Annotated in this window: 15 protein-coding genes; 12 read left to right on the top strand and 3 right to left on the bottom strand. The window is 33.6% G+C overall.

The window, feature by feature from the left end; translation table 11 throughout:
• Positions 1-376: 376 nt before the first annotated feature.
• The 7 genes from CXF59_RS00485 to CXF59_RS00455 all read left to right on the top strand — a co-directional run bounded on the left by CXF59_RS00485 (position 377) and on the right by CXF59_RS00455 (position 7,374).
• Positions 377-934 (top strand): sugar O-acetyltransferase, encoded by a 558-nt coding sequence (locus CXF59_RS00485; RefSeq protein ID WP_101135770.1) that lies wholly within the window; start codon positions 377-379, stop codon positions 932-934.
• Between the two features lie 190 nt (positions 935-1,124).
• Positions 1,125-1,523: a VOC family protein gene (locus CXF59_RS00480; RefSeq protein ID WP_101135769.1), complete on the top strand. Its 399-nt coding sequence runs from the start codon at positions 1,125-1,127 to the stop codon at positions 1,521-1,523.
• A 26-nt stretch (positions 1,524-1,549) separates the two neighbouring features.
• Positions 1,550-2,149 (top strand): HPP family protein, encoded by a 600-nt coding sequence (locus CXF59_RS00475; RefSeq protein ID WP_101135768.1) that lies wholly within the window; start codon positions 1,550-1,552, stop codon positions 2,147-2,149.
• 220 nt (positions 2,150-2,369) lie between these two features.
• A complete protein-coding gene (locus tag CXF59_RS00470; protein ID WP_101135767.1) occupies positions 2,370-2,909 on the top strand; it encodes a hypothetical protein in 540 nt (179 codons plus the stop codon).
• A 91-nt stretch (positions 2,910-3,000) separates the two neighbouring features.
• Positions 3,001-4,059: a nucleoid-associated protein gene (locus CXF59_RS00465; RefSeq protein WP_101136106.1), complete on the top strand. Its 1,059-nt coding sequence runs from the start codon at positions 3,001-3,003 to the stop codon at positions 4,057-4,059.
• A 243-nt stretch (positions 4,060-4,302) separates the two neighbouring features.
• Positions 4,303-4,545, top strand: a complete 243-nt coding sequence (locus CXF59_RS00460; protein WP_101135766.1) for a hypothetical protein — start codon at positions 4,303-4,305, stop codon at positions 4,543-4,545.
• 459 nt (positions 4,546-5,004) lie between these two features.
• Positions 5,005-7,374 (top strand): GAF domain-containing protein, encoded by a 2,370-nt coding sequence (locus tag CXF59_RS00455; RefSeq protein WP_101135765.1) that lies wholly within the window; start codon positions 5,005-5,007, stop codon positions 7,372-7,374.
• Here the strand turns inward: CXF59_RS00455 and CXF59_RS00450 are convergent.
• On the bottom strand, positions 7,371-8,573 hold the full coding sequence (locus tag CXF59_RS00450; protein WP_101135764.1) for a Pycsar system effector family protein: 1,203 nt from the start codon (positions 8,571-8,573) through the stop codon (positions 7,371-7,373). The two genes, CXF59_RS00455 and CXF59_RS00450, sit on opposite strands and share 4 nt — an antisense overlap.
• A gap of 25 nt (positions 8,574-8,598) precedes the next feature.
• Here CXF59_RS00450 and CXF59_RS00445 point away from each other — a divergent pair, with 25 nt between their 5' ends.
• On the top strand, positions 8,599-12,327 hold the full coding sequence (locus CXF59_RS00445; protein ID WP_101135763.1) for a metallophosphoesterase: 3,729 nt from the start codon (positions 8,599-8,601) through the stop codon (positions 12,325-12,327).
• On the opposite strand, the gene CXF59_RS00440 is transcribed toward CXF59_RS00445, so the two are convergent.
• Both CXF59_RS00440 and CXF59_RS00435 read right to left on the bottom strand, forming a co-directional pair.
• Positions 12,310-13,188 carry a hypothetical protein gene (locus CXF59_RS00440; RefSeq protein ID WP_101135762.1) on the bottom strand — a complete coding sequence of 293 codons (879 nt, stop codon included), beginning with the start codon at positions 13,186-13,188 and terminating at the stop codon, positions 12,310-12,312. The genes CXF59_RS00445 and CXF59_RS00440 overlap by 18 nt on opposite strands.
• A 40-nt stretch (positions 13,189-13,228) precedes the next feature.
• Positions 13,229-14,293: a hypothetical protein gene (locus CXF59_RS00435; RefSeq protein ID WP_101135761.1), complete on the bottom strand. Its 1,065-nt coding sequence runs from the start codon at positions 14,291-14,293 to the stop codon at positions 13,229-13,231.
• Between the two features lie 1,019 nt (positions 14,294-15,312).
• Between CXF59_RS00435 and CXF59_RS00430 the strand changes: the two genes are divergently transcribed.
• From CXF59_RS00430 to CXF59_RS00415, 4 genes are all read left to right on the top strand, one after another.
• Positions 15,313-15,546, top strand: coding sequence for an ATP-binding protein (locus CXF59_RS00430; RefSeq protein ID WP_101135760.1), 234 nt, complete (start codon positions 15,313-15,315; stop codon positions 15,544-15,546).
• A gap of 427 nt (positions 15,547-15,973) precedes the next feature.
• Positions 15,974-16,888: an ABC transporter ATP-binding protein gene (locus tag CXF59_RS00425; RefSeq protein WP_101135759.1), complete on the top strand. Its 915-nt coding sequence runs from the start codon at positions 15,974-15,976 to the stop codon at positions 16,886-16,888.
• A 4-nt stretch (positions 16,889-16,892) separates the two neighbouring features.
• Positions 16,893-17,729 (top strand): ABC transporter permease, encoded by an 837-nt coding sequence (locus CXF59_RS00420; protein ID WP_101136105.1) that lies wholly within the window; start codon positions 16,893-16,895, stop codon positions 17,727-17,729.
• A gap of 15 nt (positions 17,730-17,744) precedes the next feature.
• The gene (locus tag CXF59_RS00415) at positions 17,745-20,093 is read left to right on the top strand and encodes a T9SS type B sorting domain-containing protein (RefSeq protein ID WP_198554605.1); all 2,349 of its coding nucleotides are present in this window, start codon (positions 17,745-17,747) and stop codon (positions 20,091-20,093) included.
• Positions 20,094-20,096 lie beyond the last annotated feature (3 nt).

Below are 20,096 nucleotides of genomic sequence, written 5' to 3'. Positions count from 1 at the left end.
TACAGAACATATACGATGAGTTATTTTACATTTTACATCTTAAAATTAAATTCAATATTAATTACAAGGACTACCCCATTGACTTAAAAACATTAAATTTGTTTCTGAAACAAAAAGAGCAGGAAGCATAATTTGAACTATCTACCTAATATTTTATGAAACAGCCTACTTTCACACGAGCAAAAACAGTTTTTAACTAGAATCTGATAAACTTAATAGGTTCTAGAAAATACTGAATACAGTAAAATTCGAAAGGAAAAATTAACACATATATACAGTCGCTAAATGGGGACAAATGTAGAAAAGCGTAACTGAAGTAAAATTAAATAAAAATGACCCCCCGTATTTAAGAACAATTTTTAGCTAAAACCGATATATGACTACCGAAAAAGAGAAAATGATTGCCGGCGAATATTATTTGGCCGGCGATGCAATCCTAATAAAAGACCGAAGACGCGCCAAAAACCTACTCCATAGACTGAATGTCACCGAATACCGCATAACCAAAAAAGCAAGAGATATTATCAAGGAACTGATTCCGAATGCGGATGTGAACTTGTATATTGAGCCGCCCTTTCATTGTGACTATGGTTATAATATTAGTTGTGGGGAGAATGTGTATTTCAATGTCAACTGCGTGGTGCTGGATTGCGCTCCCGTAATTATTGGTTCTAATGTGTTTTTTGCTCCGGGAGTGCAATTGTATACGGCCACTCACCCACTGGATGCCGAAGCAAGAAAAACGCTTGAAAGTGCCTTACCCATAACAATTGGCGACGATTGCTGGATAGGTGGTAATTCGGTAATCTGTCCCGGTATCACGATTGGAAAAGGATGTGTGATAGGTGCTGGATCTGTTGTTACAAAGGATATTCCTGACAATTCATTAGCTGTGGGCAACCCAGCAAAAGTAATCAGACAACTTAACCAATAATACCACGCTGGGTATAATACAATTTGTCTATTTTTGCCTCAAAACACAATTAATCGATAAAGTCATTTCACTTTTTAAGAACGAAATACAACTATTTATAAACCGCAACTGATCTGCATCGCTCTTCTATTTGTGCGTTGTAACAATATAGATTTTTTGTTAAATGCATCTCCACAATAATAATCCTTCTATGCTTCAATTAAATAAAGTACACCATACTGCCGTTATTTGCTCTGATTATCAAAAATCAAAAAGCTTTTACACACAAATTATAGGGTTAGAAGTACTTCAAGAAATTTACCGTGCTGAACGAGATTCTTACAAACTGGACTTGACTTTGAATGGGAATTACATCGTCGAACTTTTCTCCTTTCCCAATCCGCCTAAAAGACTTTCTCGTCCTGAAAGTTGCGGTTTGCGTCATTTGGGTTTTGAAGTCGACAATGTGGAACAAACACGTTCTTCTTTAGTCCAAAACAACATTCCCTCAGAAAACATTCGAAAAGATGAATACACCGGAAAACAATTTTTCTTTATTACTGACCCTGATGATTTACCAATCGAATTTTACGAAAAACAGAATCTTTAATTATCTTACATCCTATTCAGTAGTTCATGCCAATTCAAAAAATAAAAAGAGGTTACCGCAAAACCAGATATGTCCTTTATAAAGAAACTCTGGTCGATTTTAAAGAAAATTTTTGGGCATTTATAGGCTCCTTTGCAGGAATTGGAATTATTGCCTACATGCAATCCAAAACGCTTCCTCATTCTGATGTAGTTTATCTTATCGGTTCCTTTGGCGCCTCCTGCGTCTTAATTTACGGCGTAATTCAAAGCCCTCTAGCCCAACCCCGAAATTTAGTTGGTGGCCATGTCATTTCAGCAATCGTGGGGGTTACTGTCGCTACATTTGTCCCAGATATCATGTGGCTAACAGCGTCCTTATCTGTTTCAATTTCAATTGTTTTAATGCAATTGACAAAAACATTACATCCTCCTGGAGGGGCTACTGCTTTGATAGCAGTAACAGGCTCGGAAGAAATAAAAAACATGGGGTATTGGTATGTGATTACACCTGTACTAAGTGGCGTATTAATCCTCTTGATTGTAGCCTTAATTTTTAATAACATGACATCAAACAGATATTATCCGAGTCATGAAAAATATCACAAATTTAGAAAGAGAATCCACAACACTTTTAAAAACAAATGATTCAACCCTATAATAACTATAGACATTGCATTTTCATTCTTGCTAATTAAATTAACGTGTTTATTTTTTTTTCAAATCAGTAGATTACTATACAATTGACTTTGCACTTTAAAAATGCATACGCAAAAATCTTATCAACAAATCTGGAATCTGTCCCAAAACTTCGGGATGAAATATAAAATTAAATTTTACCTTTGTCCTTTCAATAAAAACAAAGATTATGGTTTACAAATTCAGAGTAGTTCTAGATGCTGAAGAAGATATATTTAGAGACATTGCAATTCTTGCAGATGACACTTTAGAAGATTTACACAATGCAATTTTCAACTCCTTTGGTTTTGATGGCATGGAAGTGGCTTCATTCTATACTTGTGATGAAACATGGAACCAAGAAGATGAAATTTCACTTTTTGACACTGGTGATGTTCCAGGCGAGCAAAAAACGATGAGTGCTTACCCATTATCAGACCTTTTGGACGAGAAAAATACAAAAATCATCTACGTGTATGACTTTATCAACATGTGGACATTCTTAGTTGAATTGGCTGCTGTCGAAGAGCAGGTCGCTGGTAATTTATACCCTGAAACGCTCTTTTCTCATGGTGAAATGCCTGATGAGGCAGCAGAAAAAAACTTTGAAGCTGATAATGCAGATGATTTTGCAAGTGAATTTGAAGATGATTTAGATCAAGATGATTTGGACATGTTTGAAGGAGACGATAACTTCGAGGATTTCGGTTTTGAAGAAAATTGGAATTAAGACAGTAAAAAACAAGAATCAAGAGCTAAGATTAAAGACTGCTCTCTCGTCTTTAGTCTTGGCTTTTTTATCTAAAAAAATAAACCATAAAATGATAAACCTGTACAACGCTCATATTGAGACTCTTTCCATTCATCGCGTTGGAAATAAAAGTCGTAACGAAGCTCTCTTCTTATCAGAGCAACCTTTTAGTCTTCAAGATGAAATTGTGCCCCTTATAAAAGAATTTTTCTTGAAACCTTTTAGAGAAAAAGAAGAAAACTATTTTCAGTTTGCCCATGAAGTTGATTTGGATTACAACGACATGTATAAATTTGCATCCGCCATTTTTGAAAACCCAGCCAGTTTACATGAGAATTCAAAGAATATCACCAAACATTTATTTGAACAATCCAATCACCCTCACATCAAAAACGGAGAGGTGTACGTGACTTATCTAACAAACGTTAATATCGATAACAACGTCGTTGATGCCATCGGTGTTTTTAAAAGTGAGTTGCAAGCTGATTTTTTACAATTTGAAGAAAAAGGAACCCATTTAGAAATGATCCTGCAACAAGGGATTAACCTGAGTAAACTAGATAAAGGATGCTTGATTTTTAATCATAAAAAAGAAGAAGGATATAAAATATTGACTGTTGACAGCAACCGCTATGATGCCAGATACTGGTTAGAGCACTTTCTTTCTGTTGATGCCTTCGAGGATGAAAATTTTATTACTAAAAAGTACTTAAAATTCTGCCAAAACTTTGCGAAGGATGTCGTTTTTCCTGCAGAAGATAAAAAAGAAGAGGTAATGTTCATGAACCGTTCTGTGAATTATTTTGCTAAAAATGATCAATTTGAAGAAACTAATTTCTTAAATGAGGTATTGGATAACCCAGACCTTATTCCGGAATTTAAAAATTACAAAGTTGATAAAGGAGAAAAATACAGCATTGAAGACGTAACCTCATTCCCCATTGCTAATGCTGCAGTTACGGATGCCCGTAAATCAATAAAAAACGTAATCAACTTAGATACACACATCCAAATCAAAATGGATTTTATCAATCCTGAAAGTGCTGAGAAATATGTTGAAAAAGGTTGGGACGAAGAAAAACAGATGTACTATTACTTAGTTTACTTTAACAAAGAAGAAAAATCCTAAAACCGCTTTGCACTCCTTTTTGTCATTAAAAAAGCCTCAATCACTATCATGTGATTGAGGCTTTTTTTAATACTCTAGTAATTAGCCGATTAATTAATTTTAATTTTCGCCATTATTTTCGTTACTATTGATAAGAAATAATTTACTTTTTTATCTAAAAAGCGTATTTAATCGAATTAATTATTAGTTTAGTCGATTTATCATTAGTTTTATTGAATCCAAACCTACCTAAACGCCTAAATAATGAGTACAATCGAAATCAAAGAAAATTTTTTAAGTAAAAGACTCTATTGCTTAATTTTTGGACACAGAATTATTACGACCCGAAATATTACGCATCATTTTAAAGAATATAAATGTACTGTTTGCGCTTTAGAGCTCACAAATGATGAAAAAGGAAACAAAACATATCTGACGCCAGAATTAAAAGATATCAATGACACTTTAAAAAGTTTCTGTTCTAAGAAAGATGTTCAACATATTTAGTCTACACTTCACTTTTATTTCCTCTAAAATCACCTGAGAGTAGCGTCCGATATAGCTAAGCTATTACCATTATTTAAATTCGCTCTCTTTTTTTCAAACCTGCAAAAATTAAGAAATATCATTATATTATTCCTCACCCACTGTATTTTGCTTTTAAAGCAAAACAATTAAGTAAGAATCTGAAAACCTAATTTCATACTTTCGAATATTGCGATTACTATTCAAACTGTACGTGCAACCAGCCTTAAATAAATTGGCGTTTTATAGTTTGTTTCTGGTAACAAATCGAAAGCCTTAAGCTATTTTGCAAATTTTAATGATCCCATTTAGTACAACTTATTCTACGGCTTAAAAATATTAAACCTCCAATTGCTCTAGCAGTTGGAGTTTTTTTTATAAATTTACAAAGATAAAAAAGCTCATATACTAGTAATTTTGCATTTTCAAATCCGCTTAATAATGAACCTTAATATATTCAAAGACAGTCCTTTTAAAACGCTGATTTCCTTTCATAAACTAATCGAATCATTGGAAGAAATTGCACTCTCAGATGTTGATTATCGTTCTAAATATGCAAAGGCTGTATTAAAAGAAATTGAACCAGTACCTGAGTTTAGAACTGGCATTGCCGATTTATCAATTATTGAAAATAATAAAACACTTATAAAGTATTTACTGGCTGACCTATTCCCTACTTCATTAACAAATAATGAGATTAAAGCCGTTACTATTCCATTTCAAAATTTGACTTTTAATTATTCTGAAAGATTCAAAAGAATATTAAATGCTGCAGGAGATTTTGATCTAACCATAAGAGATTTTAACGAGGATCAATATTATGTGCTAAGTTGTATCTTAATATTAAATTCCTATTACCGTCAGCAGTTTGATTACAACAAGCCCCTATTCTATGACATTCCAAACTCAGATGGCATTATAAATCATTATCGCATCCTTTACAACGCTGATTTTATAGGAGTCTACCCCACAGAAAAAGCAGTTCCATTATCATCCATAGACATTGATGAATTGATGGACAATTATAGTAATATCGATTTATGGAAACAAAAATTTCCTTTAGAAAGCTGGATTCTAAAAGGTTTTGGAATAGTCACCTTATATGACGCCACCAAGGAAAGTGCCATATCTAATTTAAAAACTAATCTTCTAAAATCTGAAAAAGGGCAAACCGACATTAATAAAAATTCAGAAGCGATCTTTAAATCAATATTTAAAGTTCCTGATTTAAGGATAGGTCTCCTTATATATAATGAGGAAGAAGGCAAATTTATAAAACCTCCTTTTAAAAACGGAGAACTGGAAAGTTTTGTTCTTTTAGATGAAAACGAAGTTCCTTGCGAAAAAGCTTTTCTCGGCTGTTCTTTCAGCACTCTATTAGAAGATAAAAAACCATTTTCAATTTCAAATGTGGAACATTTCTCCACTCTTCCCGGTAATGAAATGTTTGCACAACATTTACTTGCCCAAGGTATTAAAAGCTGCATTCTGGCACCTGTGATAAAAGACAATAAGTTACTGGGAATAATGGAACTCGTTTCATCCAAGCCACGACAACTAAATAGTATTAATGCAAACAATTTAGATCTTATATTGCCATATATTGTAGATACTCTGGAACGATATAGCACCGATTTAGAGAACCAATTAGAAGCTATAATTCAACGTGAATATACCGCAATACACTCCAGTGTTTATTGGAAATTCCGAAATGAAGCGCAAAATTATTTTCATACAAATACCTCTGATAAGGAGTATATTTTTAAGGAGATTGTTTTCAAAGAAGTATATCCATTGTACGGTCAGATTGACATCAGAGGTTCCTCTGAGCACCGAAATTCAACTGTAAAAGAAGATTTAAAAAATCAACTAAGTGTATTATCTGAGATCTTTACAAATTTAGAGGCTAACAGCGTGCTTCCTTTACTGGAGCAGCGAAAATTTGAAATGCAATCCTACTCTAAAGAATTGCAATTAGAATTAAAAGCAGATACGGAGCAACAAATTCAAAACTACATTCAAAAAGAAATACACCCTATTTTATCCAATTCAAAAATTGAGGGCGAATGTCAATCATTGATAAATAACTATTTTGAAAAATTAGATCCAAAAACCGGTTTGTTCTATCAAGCACGGAAAGAATTTGATGCTTCAATGTCTATCATCAATAAAAAAATGGCCACCGTTCTAGACAAGGAGCAAGTCGAAGCACAAAATATATTTCCTCATTATTTCGAAAGATTTAAAACAGATGGAGTCGAGCATAATCTCTATATTGGAGCCTCTATTTCTCCTTCACAGCCCTTTAATTTAATGTATCTGAATAATTTAAGATTGTGGCAACTTCAAACATTGTGCAAAATGGAACTTGAACATTATCAGCTTAAATCAGCGCTCCCATATGAACTGGATGTCACCTCTTTAATTTTAGTGTTTAGTTCCCCTATTACAATTCGTTTTAGAATGGATGAAAAACGTTTTGATGTCGACGGAACCTATAATGCCCGTTATGAGGTCGTAAAAAAACGTATTGACAAAGCCAACATCAAAGGGACGATGGAAAGAATTACACAAAAAGAGAAAATTACGATTGTGTACTCCCACAATAATGAAGAAATAGAATACTTAAAGTATATCAAGTTCCTACAATTTAAAGGAATGGTAGAGCCTTCAATAGAGCAATTTGATGTCGAAGAATTGCAAGGTGTTTCTGGGCTAAAAGCACTGCGAATAAAAGTTTCAAACACCGTTGACCCAAACTCCCCTGACAACAGATATACGTATCAGGAATTGCTGGACGAGCTGAATTAAATCCAGACAGAATTAAACGCTATTACAAAAGCGATGACTGAAATTATTATTCCAATCATAAAAATATTATAAGTAATCCTTAATAATCTATATTTTTTTTCGAGAACAACACCGAGAAAATACAGATCTTTAATCATTGAATTATATAAATATGCTTTATCTTTCATCATCTCATTTACAGCCCATTCGTATTCTGCCAATGGCATTTTATAAAAGTTCCCAAAGAACAGTAAATTCACTTTCTCATCTTCTATATCTTGTCTAGTAAAAGTTCCAGTAGTCACTTTTGGACGCGTTGAAAGTATCGCAAAAATAATGGATACCACACTAAACATCAACATTATAAAAGTCGGGATTACTAAATGAGAATTATTAGCATTGTCTAATTTTGGAATTAACGAAGATAATGCTATCGAGATAATAACCGCGTTTACAGATAGTAATATATTGGCTTTACTGTCCGCAATCCCACTTAAACGAATGTGATTACTTAGCGTTACTCTGAACAAGGTATCAACTCCGCGACCTGGTTTTTCTTTCTTACCTTTCTTTTTGGCTTTCTTTTTTTTCTTTTCATTTGCTTCCTGCAGATCGTTTAAATCATTTTCCATATTTAGAATTTCTTGTTCAATTAGTTTGATGTTTTTTTCTTTTAAAGTCTGCCAATTTGCAATGGCATAATCTGTATAATACACGTGATTTTGGGATAACACTTTCAAATTTTCGTTAGCCCATTCTAAATCAGTAAACTTCGCTTTGTTTGTACCTTCCAATTCTTTTCTTAACAGATTGCACTTTACTGGGTAATCTTCCTTTGTAAAATGAAAATAATCAGCATCCCTAATTATTTTTTCAAGAAGCGTTTGCGGTATATAATCGTAAGTAGTCGCTTTTATAATACTAGAAACTTTTTTTATATATTCCTCTGATTTATCTTTTTCCTTTAAGAAGTTAGAAACAATGTCTACACTTTCATTTTCATGGTTGTCACTTCCTTGTATATATCCAGTATCGTGAAACCAAGCTGCTAAAATTACCATTTCGCTTTCCAACGGACTTAACTTTTCTTCTTTAGAAAGTTTTTTAACTGCAGTAACAACTTCTAAAGTATGGTTACAATCATGATAGAAATATAAATCATAAAGTTTATCTTTGAGTAATTTACAAACAAAATCTTCGGCTTCTTCTATAAGATTCATAAGTCAATTTTTATACCACTAAACTATGAAATTGTTTTCGGATAATCGTTTCTTGAAAAATAAAATATACCAATCCCTAGCTTTATTTTTAATCTTACTACAGTCCTGTGCGACACATCATCCGCAATTCGGAAATAAGACTGAAAATCAAGTGGCTACTAACGCAACCGATACTTCAAAAATCAACCATACTTTCTTCCTAATTGGTGATGCGGGCAATGCTGACGAAGAAAACGCTAAAAACCTATTAAACTCGCTTCATGAAAAGCTTGTTCTGGCTAATAAAAACAGTACGCTCCTATTCCTGGGTGATAATATCTATCCAAAAGGAATGCCTCCAAAAGAAGATAAAATAAATTATGAAATCGCTTACAATAAACTCGAAAATCAATTAAAGATTTCAAAAAACTTTAAGGGCAAAACTGTTTTTATCCCAGGAAATCATGATTGGTATAATGGCATAAAAGGACTAGAAAGACAAGAAGAAATAGTCACGGATTACTTTGATGATAAAGAATCATTCTCACCCCGAAAAGGCTGCCCTATTAATGATGAGAAAATAAATGATAACCTACTTCTTATTACTGTTGACAGCCAATGGTTTTTTGAAGACTGGAATAAAACCCCAACACTAAATGATGACTGTTCTATTAAAAGTAGAGAAGCTTTTTTTGAAGAGTTAGAAAGCATCTTGAGTAAAAACAGAGACAAAACAGTCCTCTTGGCCATGCATCATCCATTGATGAGTAATGGCAGCCATGGCGGACAGTTTTCTTTAAAAAAACAAATTTTCCCACTAGAGCAGAAAATTCCGTTACCAGTTATAGGTTCTTTTATTAATTTATTAAGAAAAACGACAGGAGCTAGTCCTCAAGATATCCAAAACAAACAATATACTGCTTATGTAAAACGCATCAAAACTCTTTTACAAAGTCAAGATAATGTAATTGTAGTATCAGGCCATGATCATAATTTGCAATATATTGATAGCGATAACATCAAACAAATCATAAGCGGTGCAGGATCTAAATCTGCGGCAGCACGAGCTATTAATGCTAATGATTTCTCCTATGGGAAAAATGGCTATGCTACATTAGACGTCTATGAAAATGGAGAAACAACGGTCTCTTTTTTCGGTAGAGACAACAATCAGACCCAACTACTTTATAAGAAAACAGTACTTTATCCTAAGGAAAAGATCAAAGTTGAATATGCAAACCACTTTCCTTCAACTGAGAAAACATCAGTGTATGGCCCCGAAATGACTGATAAAAGTGCTATTCATAATCTTATTTTTGGTACTCATTACCGCAAAATTTACGGCACCTTGATTGATTCTAAAACAGCATCTCTAGATACTCTATATGGTGGTTTAACACCACAGAGAGCTGGTGGTGGTCATCAAACTAAATCATTACGACTGATTGATCCAGATGGCAAGGAATACGTAATGCGTGCTGTAAAGAAAAGTGTGGGTCGTTTTTTGCAAAATGTTGCTTTCAAAGATCAATATATAGAGAATGAGTTTAAAAATACCTACGCCGAAAGTTTTCTTTATGATTTTTATACGACCTCACATCCTTATGCGCCATTGGGCGTTGGTAATTTAGCCGATGAAATTGGTGTTTTACACACAAATCCTTATTTATATTATATTCCAAAACAAAAAAAATTAGGACAGTTTAATGCTGATTTTGGCAATGAATTGTATTTAGTAGAAGAACGTCCCTCTGAAAGTCAAAAAGATTTAAAGACCTTTGGAGAACCTAATGATATCATTAGTACCGAAGATTTACTGGAAAATTTACACAAAGACGAAAAATATACCGTTGACGAAAACGAATACATAAAAGCTCGTTTATTTGACATGCTTATTGGGGACTGGGATCGACATTATGACCAATGGCGCTGGGCTGAACACAAAAAAAAGGGTCAAGTTATTTACAAGCCTATTCCACGTGACAGAGATCAGGCTTTCTCTAAATTTGATGGGGTATTGTTTTCTATCCTAATGAATATTCCGACGCTTCGTCATATGCAAACTTTTAGGAGTGACATTAAAAATGTAAAATGGTTTAATAGAGAACCTTATCCTTTAGATCTTGCTCTTTTAAGAAAATCGACCGAAAAGGACTGGATCGAACAAGCTAAATACATTCAAGATCACCTCTCTGATGAAGCCATTGATCATGCTTTTGACAACTTACCCACAGACGTACAGGACGAAACTATAGCTCAAATTAAACAAAATCTAAAATTAAGAAGAGCACAGTTAGTAAAATATGCAAGTGAGTACAACCGTGTATTGCAAAAAACTGTTTTGATTGTTGGTACCCATAAAGATGATAAATTTATAATAAATCATGTTGGTAAAAGTAAAATTGAAATTAGCGTTTATCGAATAAAAAAAGAAGGTGATGAATTAGTTTACACCAAATCATTCACCGATTCAAAAACTAAGAATATCTGGGTGTATGGCTTAGATGATGACGATGAGTTTGAAGTTACAGGGAATAAAAAATCAAGTATAAACATCAGACTTATTGGCGGGCAAAACCATGACATATATACTATTACAAATGGCCACAAAACTAAAATAATTGATTTTAAATCAAAAATAAACAGTTATGCTGTTGACTCAAAAACTAAAAAAATATTGACTGATGATTATACAGCAAACCTTTATGATTTTAGGAAACCAAAATACAATGCATTTTCAGGCATACCTACTATTGGTTTTAACCCAGATGATGGAATAAAGCTTGGAATTATTACAAACTACACTATCAATCATTTTAAACAAAATCCATACACCAGAAAACACACTCTTAAAGCTAATTATTATTTTGCTACAGAAGGATTTGAATTACTATACAACCTACATGTACCTAGAATAATTGGGAAATGGGACTTTAATTTAGAATCCCAAATCACGAGTCCTAATTTTGCTATTAACTATTTTGGCTATGGAAATAACAGTCTCAATAATGACGAGCTAAATGGTATGGATTATAATAGAGTACGAATAAGAATGCTCAAATTAATACCCCAAGTTAAAAAAATAGGGCTTTACGGAAGCACTTTGCTTTTCCAGACCTCTTTTGAGAGCTTTGATATAGAACAGACAAACAATCGTTTTGTAGCAATTCCAAACAGTGTGAACCCAAGGGTTTTTAAAAGTCAACAATTTGCTGGAGCCAGCATAAAGTACAGCTATGAGAACTATGATAACCCGTCTTTACCAACTATGGGAATGGGATTCTCAATAGATGGAAGCTGGAAAATGAATCTTAACGACAGTAAGCGCAACTTTCCTACTATAGAATCTAAAATTAATTTTAACCATAAAATTGACTCTAAAGGGAAACTTGTATTAGCCACTCTACTAAAAGGAAAAGTACTCTTGAATAATAATTATGAATTTTATCAAGGGGCAACTTTGGGTGGTGATTATGATTTAAGAGGATTTAGAAACCAACGTTTTTTGGGAAAACAATCTTTTTTTCAAAGTAGCGACATTCGATATGCCTTAGGAGATATTAAAAACAGTATAATTCCTATGTCCTTTGGAATCTTTGGTGGTTTTGATTATGGAAGAGTTTGGTTAGATGGAGAAACATCTAACAAATGGCATCAATCTATCGGTGGTGGTATATGGCTTAATGGTCTTAGTACCTTAACAACAAGGCTAACTTATTTTAAAAGCGCCAATGATGAAGGGCGTATCACTTTTGGTTTAGGGTTTGGCTTCTAGCCTTTCTAAAGTTGTTTCATAAACGAAGCCTCCTGTTTTTTTACTCTTTTCATCAGCAATTAAAAGTGTTGAATTGTCTTTAAAACAAATCGCTTCTTTTTGTGAAAAATGATGTAATTGAAGTTCGTTTACTTTTCCTGACAAGAAATTATCTGAAGTGAAATTTTGAAAAAGCCAAACTTTACTATGACATAAAAGAAGTACTTTAGATGCATCAGGACTTATTGTTGCACTAGTAATGGCATTATTTTCATAGCTCCCTCCCGTTTTAAATTCTCCAAGTAATTTAGCCTGATGAAAACCCTCTCTATTTGGGACTTTATACAGAAATGTAGTACCATCAAATTTGGAGCTTCTATTTTTAGTGAAAAGATAAAAGTTATTTTTAAACTCAAAAAAAGCTTCCACATCATATAGAAGATTCTTCTTCTTTGGGGGAAACTTTTTTTGTTCAGGATAAGCAAATGAAACTTTATAAGATGAATTTATAATATTCTTTAGTAAAACATCCTTTTCAATTTTATAAATGCATAAATCTTCTCTTTTATTTTCATTATTTCCAAAATCCCCTATGTATAAGTTCCCTTCTTTATCCTTAGTAATATCTTCCCAGTCAATATTTTCAGCATTCTGGATTGTGAGGCTTTTTTCAAGTTTCCCAGTTGGGTTTAACCCATAAATTATATTGGCATTACCGCTATCTTCAATCACCCAAAGCAACTTCGATTGCGCTATATAGGCTATTCCTGAAACTTCTTTCAATTTTTCAGGAAAAGCATATAATGAGCTTATTACTTTAGAATCTTGCTTACAAGACAATAACAGTATTGACAGTACTACAATCGCGATTGGGTTCCTCATTTCCTGGAGAATTATGTTATTAAAAAACCTGATTTATCGATCAAAATCCAGGCTTAAATAAATTGGCATTTTTATAGTTTCTAGTAACAAATCGAAAGGCTGCAGTTAAAACATTCCCCATCCTTTTGGCATTTTTAAAATTTAAATCATTTGTAAATAAGTACAAATCATTCTTTAACCTTTGTACATGTTCATCAGGGGCAATTAGATCATTTCCCATAATCTTCAATAACCTTTTAATACGCGTTTCTGCCGAAAGTATTCTTTTGGCTAATACGGCACGTTCTTCATTCTTATATTGTTCAATGGAGCTATCCTGCAATTTATCTTTGACTAATTTTACCATAGGATAATTCTCTTTAAAGAATTGCGGTCTATAAATCTTGAAATTCCCCTCATAACATTGCTGATCGAAATCGATGGGGCGAATTCTATATACTACCTGATCAAAATCGTGAATCGGGACAATTACGTAATTATAAGATCTCATATCCCCCAAAAGCCGTATCATACAGCGCTCATTAAACTTAACAAATTCTTTTGCTATCTGTGATTTTTCGGTTTCGCTGCAATCATCCAAAAGTGTTTTTATAAATACATCTCCCGCAATTCCCATTATATGTTCTTCAACTAAAGTATCCTCATAAACTAAAAAATTAATTTTATCAGGAGACAGAATATGCTCCAATTCCAGTCCATATACTCGCGAGGCATCCGCTTTTTTGACGTAAAAATGAGTATAATTATCATTTAAGATGTTTCTGACTTTTATTCGAAAAGGCTTCGAATTCCCAAAAGTGCAATAATCGATGGAATCGATATTCAAAAACTTAATAATTTCTAAATTTCCATCTGAATGCAAAAGCGAATAAATCTTTTTCAAAGTCAGATCAATTTCCATTCTTTCAAATTCACTATAATAAACCCTAATCCATAAGGTATCTTCCTCCTGCTTATCGTAAACGTTTATGAAACCCGAGAAACGCAACAAATCATCATAGACAATAGGAACTTTTGAGATACGATCAAAACGACCTAAATAATCAGAAAGGGATTGATTTATCGGGTAGGTTGGTTTTTTAAATAGTACTTCAGAATCGCTCATTAAGGTGAATTTACTACAAATTTACATCAATTTAAAGCTAAATGATAATAAAACAGAAACTACTTAGTTTTTAACAAAGCATAACAGACAAGTGAACCTACCCTTCATAAATACAATTAGCTGCTGTACCGACAGCAGACTCCCCGTAAGAATAATTTTATCCTGAACTACTTAAAATCCCCCATATAAAAACAAAAAAATCATAAATCTACAATGGCTTGCCTTATTCACGGCTGGATATCAAGTACTAATTTAAAATTAATTCCTAAAAAAATGGTGCAAAATATTTATTATAAATTTGAGAGCTCCTACGGCTAAATCGATATTCTAAACCTACTAAGATAGAGTAACATGATATTTATGTTAAAGCGGCAGCGTCTGATAAAATTGGTATATGGAAAATAGACATAAAAGCCAATGCCGTTTATTGGGACGCTGTTACAAAAAGCATTCTTGAAGTTTCTAAAGATTTCGAACCAATTAGAGGACATGCAATCAATTTTTTTTTTTGGAAGGAGAAATTAGGATGCGATCCGAAATCATTATAAAAAAAGCAGTTGAATAAGGACTTTCATTTCACGAAAAATTCCAAATCATAACGGCTAAAAATAATATGCGATATGTCGAATGTATTTGCTAGGTCCAATTCGAAAATGGTGAACCGACTCATTTAATAGGTCCTTTTCAGGATATTACGAAAGAACAGAACCTGATTCATAAATTAGAATTAAGTGTAGCAAAATTCTCTTCTATCTTTTCAAGTACTAATGATGCTATCTCATTATTGACTCGGCAACGGGAATTATTATAGACTGTAATGCCCGAACTTACAAACTCAGCGACTATGATACTTCTGAATTATTAGGCCTTCATAATTCAGAACTTTTTCCAATTGTTATAAGAAAAGCAATTAAACGATTTCTTGCTACTCAATTAAAAAACGATTCTCACTTCGTTAATTAAACCTCTTTAAAGACAAATCTCCATAACGCAAAGCCTTTCTTGCAATTAATTAAGAAATCAACGAATCCCACACTATTATAAGCTTCAAAGACAATGGACTAGGCTTAGGTTTAAAGAAAAACGGTCATAAAGTATTTGGAATGTATAGAACATTTCAAAGTAATGAAGATGCAAAAGGTTTTGGTTTATATATAACCAAGAATCAAATAGAGGCTATGGATGGTAAGATTGAGGTAAAAAGCAAAGTTGGTTATGGTACCACTTTTAAAATTTATATAAATGAAAAATAAAACAACCTATATAATTGATGAGTATGTAGATTTCAAAAATTAAACTTTGTGAAGAAATAATATCCTTTTACAATCCTCAAACTACTTTAAATGAGCTGGCTCATAATTGTGACAACTCCTCAAACCTTCCTGACGTAATCTTGCTGGGTTTGAATATGCCTGTTTTAGATGGACGGCAATTCCTTGATGAATTTATGCTTTTACCTATTCAAAAGGAAATATCTATTTTTATTGTTACTTCTTCCATTGGCCCTTCTGATATCGAAATGATAAAAAAGTATGATATTGTAAAAACTATATCATGAAACCAATTACCGTAAAAAAATTAGAAGATGCAATTAAGTTAATCGGGTAACAAACTAATCTTGATAAAACGGTAACAATTCCTTATTTTACTCGTCCTATAAATAATATAAAAACGAACATTTTGGAAACCATCCTTTCTATTAAAAATCTCAGCAAACGCTATGGAAGCGTGCAAGCCTTAAAAGATATTTCTTTCGACATAAAAAAAGGCCACGTTTATGGTATTCTAGGGCCAAACGGAAGCGGAAAGTCAACAACCCTTGGAATTGTTTTAAATGTAGTTAATAAAACCTCGGGGGAATACAGTTGGTTTGACGGAAAAATAGAAACCCATGATGCTTTGAAAAGAGTGGGTGCAATTATTGAAAGGCCCAACTTCTACCCTTATATGACGGCACAGGAAAACCTGAGATTGGTTTGCAAAATCAAGGATATCAGTTATGCTAAAATTCTAGAAAAACTGCAACTTGTAGGTTTGGATGAAAGAAAAGATAGTAAATTCAGTACCTTTTCTTTAGGAATGAAGCAACGTTTAGCAATTGCCTCTGCCCTATTAAATGATCCAGAAATATTAATTCTAGACGAACCCACTAATGGTTTAGACCCGCAGGGAATCCATCAAATTAGGGATATCATAAAAAATATTGCCTCGCAGGGAACCACTATTTTACTTGCTTCTCATTTACTAGATGAAGTCGAAAAAGTGTGCACCCATGTGTTAGTATTAAATAAAGGCATCGTTTTATATTCCGGTAGTGTACATGGCATGTCTTCTAATGAAGGCTTCTTTGAGCTACAAGCGGAAGATTCCGAAACCTTGATCCAAGTTTTAAAAACGCATCCTGCCATAGAGAGTATCAAACCAGAGGAAGGGAAAGTTTTTGTCTATCTAAAAAGTCCCTTAGAGGCCGCAGATTTAAATAAATTCCTTTGTGATAAAAACATTAATCTAAGTCATTTGGTCAAACGCAAACACAGTTTGGAAGAGCAATTTTTAGAATTGACAAAAAATGCTAAACCAAAACTTAAAAACTAAAAAAATGAAAAGATTATTATCGATTGAATTGCAAAAAATATGGATGAACAAAGCAAGTCGGGTTTTAACGTTGACCTATTTCATTTTACTTTCTTTTATAGCGATGATTGCATCCATAAAATTTGATGTTGGTTTTTTTAAAATTCACCTTGCTGAAATGGGCATATTCAACTTCCCTTTCATTTGGCACTTCAACACCTATATTGCTGCCATTTTAAAATTATTTTTAGCTATTGTTATCGTATCCATGATGGCAAATGAGTACAGTTACGGAACTTTAAAACAAAACCTGATTGACGGTTTGAGTAAAAAGGAGTTCATTTTGTCTAAATTTTTGACCGTACTCCTATTTTCTTTTTGTTCTACTGTATTCGTGTTCGTCATGAGTTTAATATTGGGGTTTGTCTTTTCTTCTTATACAGAGTTATCCATAGTCTTTTCCCAAATGGAATATTTAGTGGCATTCTTTATCAAATTAGTTGGCTTTTTCTCCTTTTGTTTGTTTTTAGGCATACTGGTAAAGCGATCTGCATTTGCCCTTGGGTTCCTTTTGGTATGGAACATTGTAGAAGGAATTGCCAAAGGTATTTTGAATTTCAAAATTTTCCCAGATAATAAAACGGCTGATTTTATAACGCAATTTTTCCCCTTAGAGTCGATGTCGAATTTAATAATTGAGCCTTTTTCTAGATTATCAGTTATAAAAACTATCGGTACTCAAATTGGAGTAGACAGTATTAAAGATTACAGTGTTCCTTTTTCATCACTAATAATTGTATTGTCATGGTCAATTATATTTATGTTATTGTCTTATAAATTATTGAAAAACAGAGATTTATAGTATCTTTACTAGTCTATGGAATTTATAAAAAGAATAACGCTTTGTATTTTTTTCGGCTGTATTCCTATGACGGGAAGTGCGCAGTCAATAAGGGTAAACGATGCATATACCGCACAAAGCCTTGAAAGCCTTGAAAGCCTTGTAAATATACTGACAAACAATAGTACTTGCGCCACAACTTCTAATTATATTGTCTCAGGAGATACCTTTTCAGGGACTCAAAATAGTTATGGTTCTTTTGACAACCAAGGAGGTAGTTTTCCTTTTACAACGGGTATTGTTTTAAGTACTTGGAGTAGTAAAAATGCGGAAGGTCGCTTTGTAAGGAGCAGCGGTGGGGGAAATTCTTCATGGCTTGGCGATATAGATTTGGATGAGGCTTTAGGTACTATTTCAATTAATGCTACCGTTTTAGAATTCGATTTCATCCCTTTGACAAACTTCATCAGCTTTGATTACATTTTTGCCTCAAATGAATATCAGGATTTTTTTCCTTGCGAATATTCAGACGGATTCGCCTTTTTGATTAAGGAAAATAATGCTACAGGCAGCTATACAAATATAGCGGTACTCCCAAACACAACTACTCCCGTTTCATCTATGAATGTACGTCCCCTTATCCCTAATTTCGCAACGGACCAACCTGATATAATAATAGAAGGATGCCCTGCATTAAACGAAGAATATTTCGGGCAATCAAACACATCACCGACAAATACAAGTCCGATCAACTATGCTGGGCAGACCAAAGTGCTGACTGCCCAAGCAAGCGTTATCGCAGGAAAGTCCTATCATATTAAACTGGTGATAGCGGATGACGACCTTAAAAGTTATGACTCCGCCATCTTCCTACAAGCCGGCAGCTTTGTTTCGAAAATAGATTTAGGCGCCGATCGATTATTATCGACCGATAATGGCATTTGCTTTGGCCAAACTTATTTGATTGACACACAGTTACCTTCCTCTTACAGCTACAAATGGTTTAAAAATAATGTTTTATTAGCAACCGAAACAAATCCTTCTTATACCGTCACAGATGCAGGAACGTACAAAGTTGAAATCACTTTAAATCCGTCGACATGCATTGCCGCCAGTGAAATTAAAATTCAATACACCCCTGAAATTGTCCTAAACAACAAGACGATGGTACAGTGCGATGAAAACGGTAGCGGAATTTCAGTTTTTGATTTGACCAAAATGGATAATGCCATAACAAACAGTGATGCGAGTTTGAAACCTGTCGTGTATTATGAAAATTTAACTGATACCAATCCAATAGCAAACCCTAAGAATTATAATAACACTTCAGCAAATCAAATCGTTTATGCAAGAGCATCAAACAGCTATGGTTGCACAAATTATGCAGAGCTTACCCTGCAAATCTCGAGCAACACAATCGCAGCACAAAATCCCGTGAAAATTTGTGATGTAGACGCAGCCCAAGACGGCCTGTCTCTTTTTGATTTAAATTCACAAGTAACACCTCAAGTTTTGACTGGATTGCCGGTAGGCTTAGTTGTCGAATATTATTTAAATTCAAATGATGCTGTTTCACAAAATAATGTGCTCCCAAATGCATACAAAAATACGACTCCCAATCAGCAAACTATTTTTGCAAGAATCGTAAATAGTCCCGATTGCTATGCCCTTACTCCTATCACACTCCTTGTGGCGACGTTTGACCCTCCGAATTTTCAAGATGTAAACAGAAGTCTGTGCGACGGGAATACGACAAACATATCAGTCGCTGCAGGATTCTCCAGCTACTTATGGAATACCGGCGCAACAACCAGCAGTATTACGGTAACTTCAGCCGGTGATTATTCCGTCAAAGTCCGCAATGCAACTGGATGTGAAACAACCAAAAACTTTTATATAACCGCTTCGGAGATTGCTACTATAACAGGAGCTATCATAAATGATTTCTCAGGAAATGAAAATTCAGTTGTCATAGAATTTACAGGAGCGGGAGATTATGAATTTTCAATTGATGGTTCCTATTTTCAGGATAACCCTCAATTTGAAGGAATAGCCGCAGGAACTTATATCGCTTATGCCAGAGATAAAAATGGTTGCGGTTTATCAAATCCTTTTGTCTTTTATGTATTGGATTATCCTAGATATTTCACCCCTAACGGAGATGGCTATAATGATCAGTGGAATATTGAAAACCTAGATCTATTACCAAAATCCACGATAACCATATTTAATCGCTATGGAAAATTATTAAAAGAAATAAGTCATACAAGTGTGGGATGGAATGGTACATTCAATGGACATCCATTAACTGCTGATGATTATTGGTTTAATTTAACTTTTGAAGATGGAAAAGTCATAAAAGGCCACTTCACTTTAAAAAAATAAAAC

The organism is Flavobacterium sp. ALD4, from assembly GCF_002836475.1.
GTDB lineage: Bacteria > Bacteroidota > Bacteroidia > Flavobacteriales > Flavobacteriaceae > Flavobacterium.
Note: the sequence above shows the minus strand (reverse complement) of the source record. Positions and strands in the feature narration are given on the sequence as shown.

Excerpts from the sequence above, each read along its gene's own strand:
- CXF59_RS00485 (WP_101135770.1), top strand. The coding sequence starts at position 377 with ATGACTACCGAAAAAGAGAAAATGATTGCCGGCGAATATTATTTGGCC.
- CXF59_RS00480 (WP_101135769.1), top strand. The coding sequence starts at position 1,125 with ATGCTTCAATTAAATAAAGTACACCATACTGCCGTTATTTGCTCTGAT.
- CXF59_RS00475 (WP_101135768.1), top strand. The coding sequence starts at position 1,550 with ATGCCAATTCAAAAAATAAAAAGAGGTTACCGCAAAACCAGATATGTC.
- CXF59_RS00470 (WP_101135767.1), top strand. The coding sequence starts at position 2,370 with ATGGTTTACAAATTCAGAGTAGTTCTAGATGCTGAAGAAGATATATTT.
- CXF59_RS00465 (WP_101136106.1), top strand. The coding sequence starts at position 3,001 with ATGATAAACCTGTACAACGCTCATATTGAGACTCTTTCCATTCATCGC.
- CXF59_RS00460 (WP_101135766.1), top strand. The coding sequence starts at position 4,303 with ATGAGTACAATCGAAATCAAAGAAAATTTTTTAAGTAAAAGACTCTAT.
- CXF59_RS00455 (WP_101135765.1), top strand. The coding sequence starts at position 5,005 with ATGAACCTTAATATATTCAAAGACAGTCCTTTTAAAACGCTGATTTCC.
- CXF59_RS00450 (WP_101135764.1), bottom strand. The coding sequence starts at position 8,573 with ATGAATCTTATAGAAGAAGCCGAAGATTTTGTTTGTAAATTACTCAAA.
- CXF59_RS00445 (WP_101135763.1), top strand. The coding sequence starts at position 8,599 with ATGAAATTGTTTTCGGATAATCGTTTCTTGAAAAATAAAATATACCAA.
- CXF59_RS00440 (WP_101135762.1), bottom strand. The coding sequence starts at position 13,188 with ATGAGGAACCCAATCGCGATTGTAGTACTGTCAATACTGTTATTGTCT.
- CXF59_RS00435 (WP_101135761.1), bottom strand. The coding sequence starts at position 14,293 with ATGAGCGATTCTGAAGTACTATTTAAAAAACCAACCTACCCGATAAAT.
- CXF59_RS00420 (WP_101136105.1), top strand. The coding sequence starts at position 16,893 with ATGAAAAGATTATTATCGATTGAATTGCAAAAAATATGGATGAACAAA.
- CXF59_RS00415 (WP_198554605.1), top strand. The coding sequence starts at position 17,745 with ATGGAATTTATAAAAAGAATAACGCTTTGTATTTTTTTCGGCTGTATT.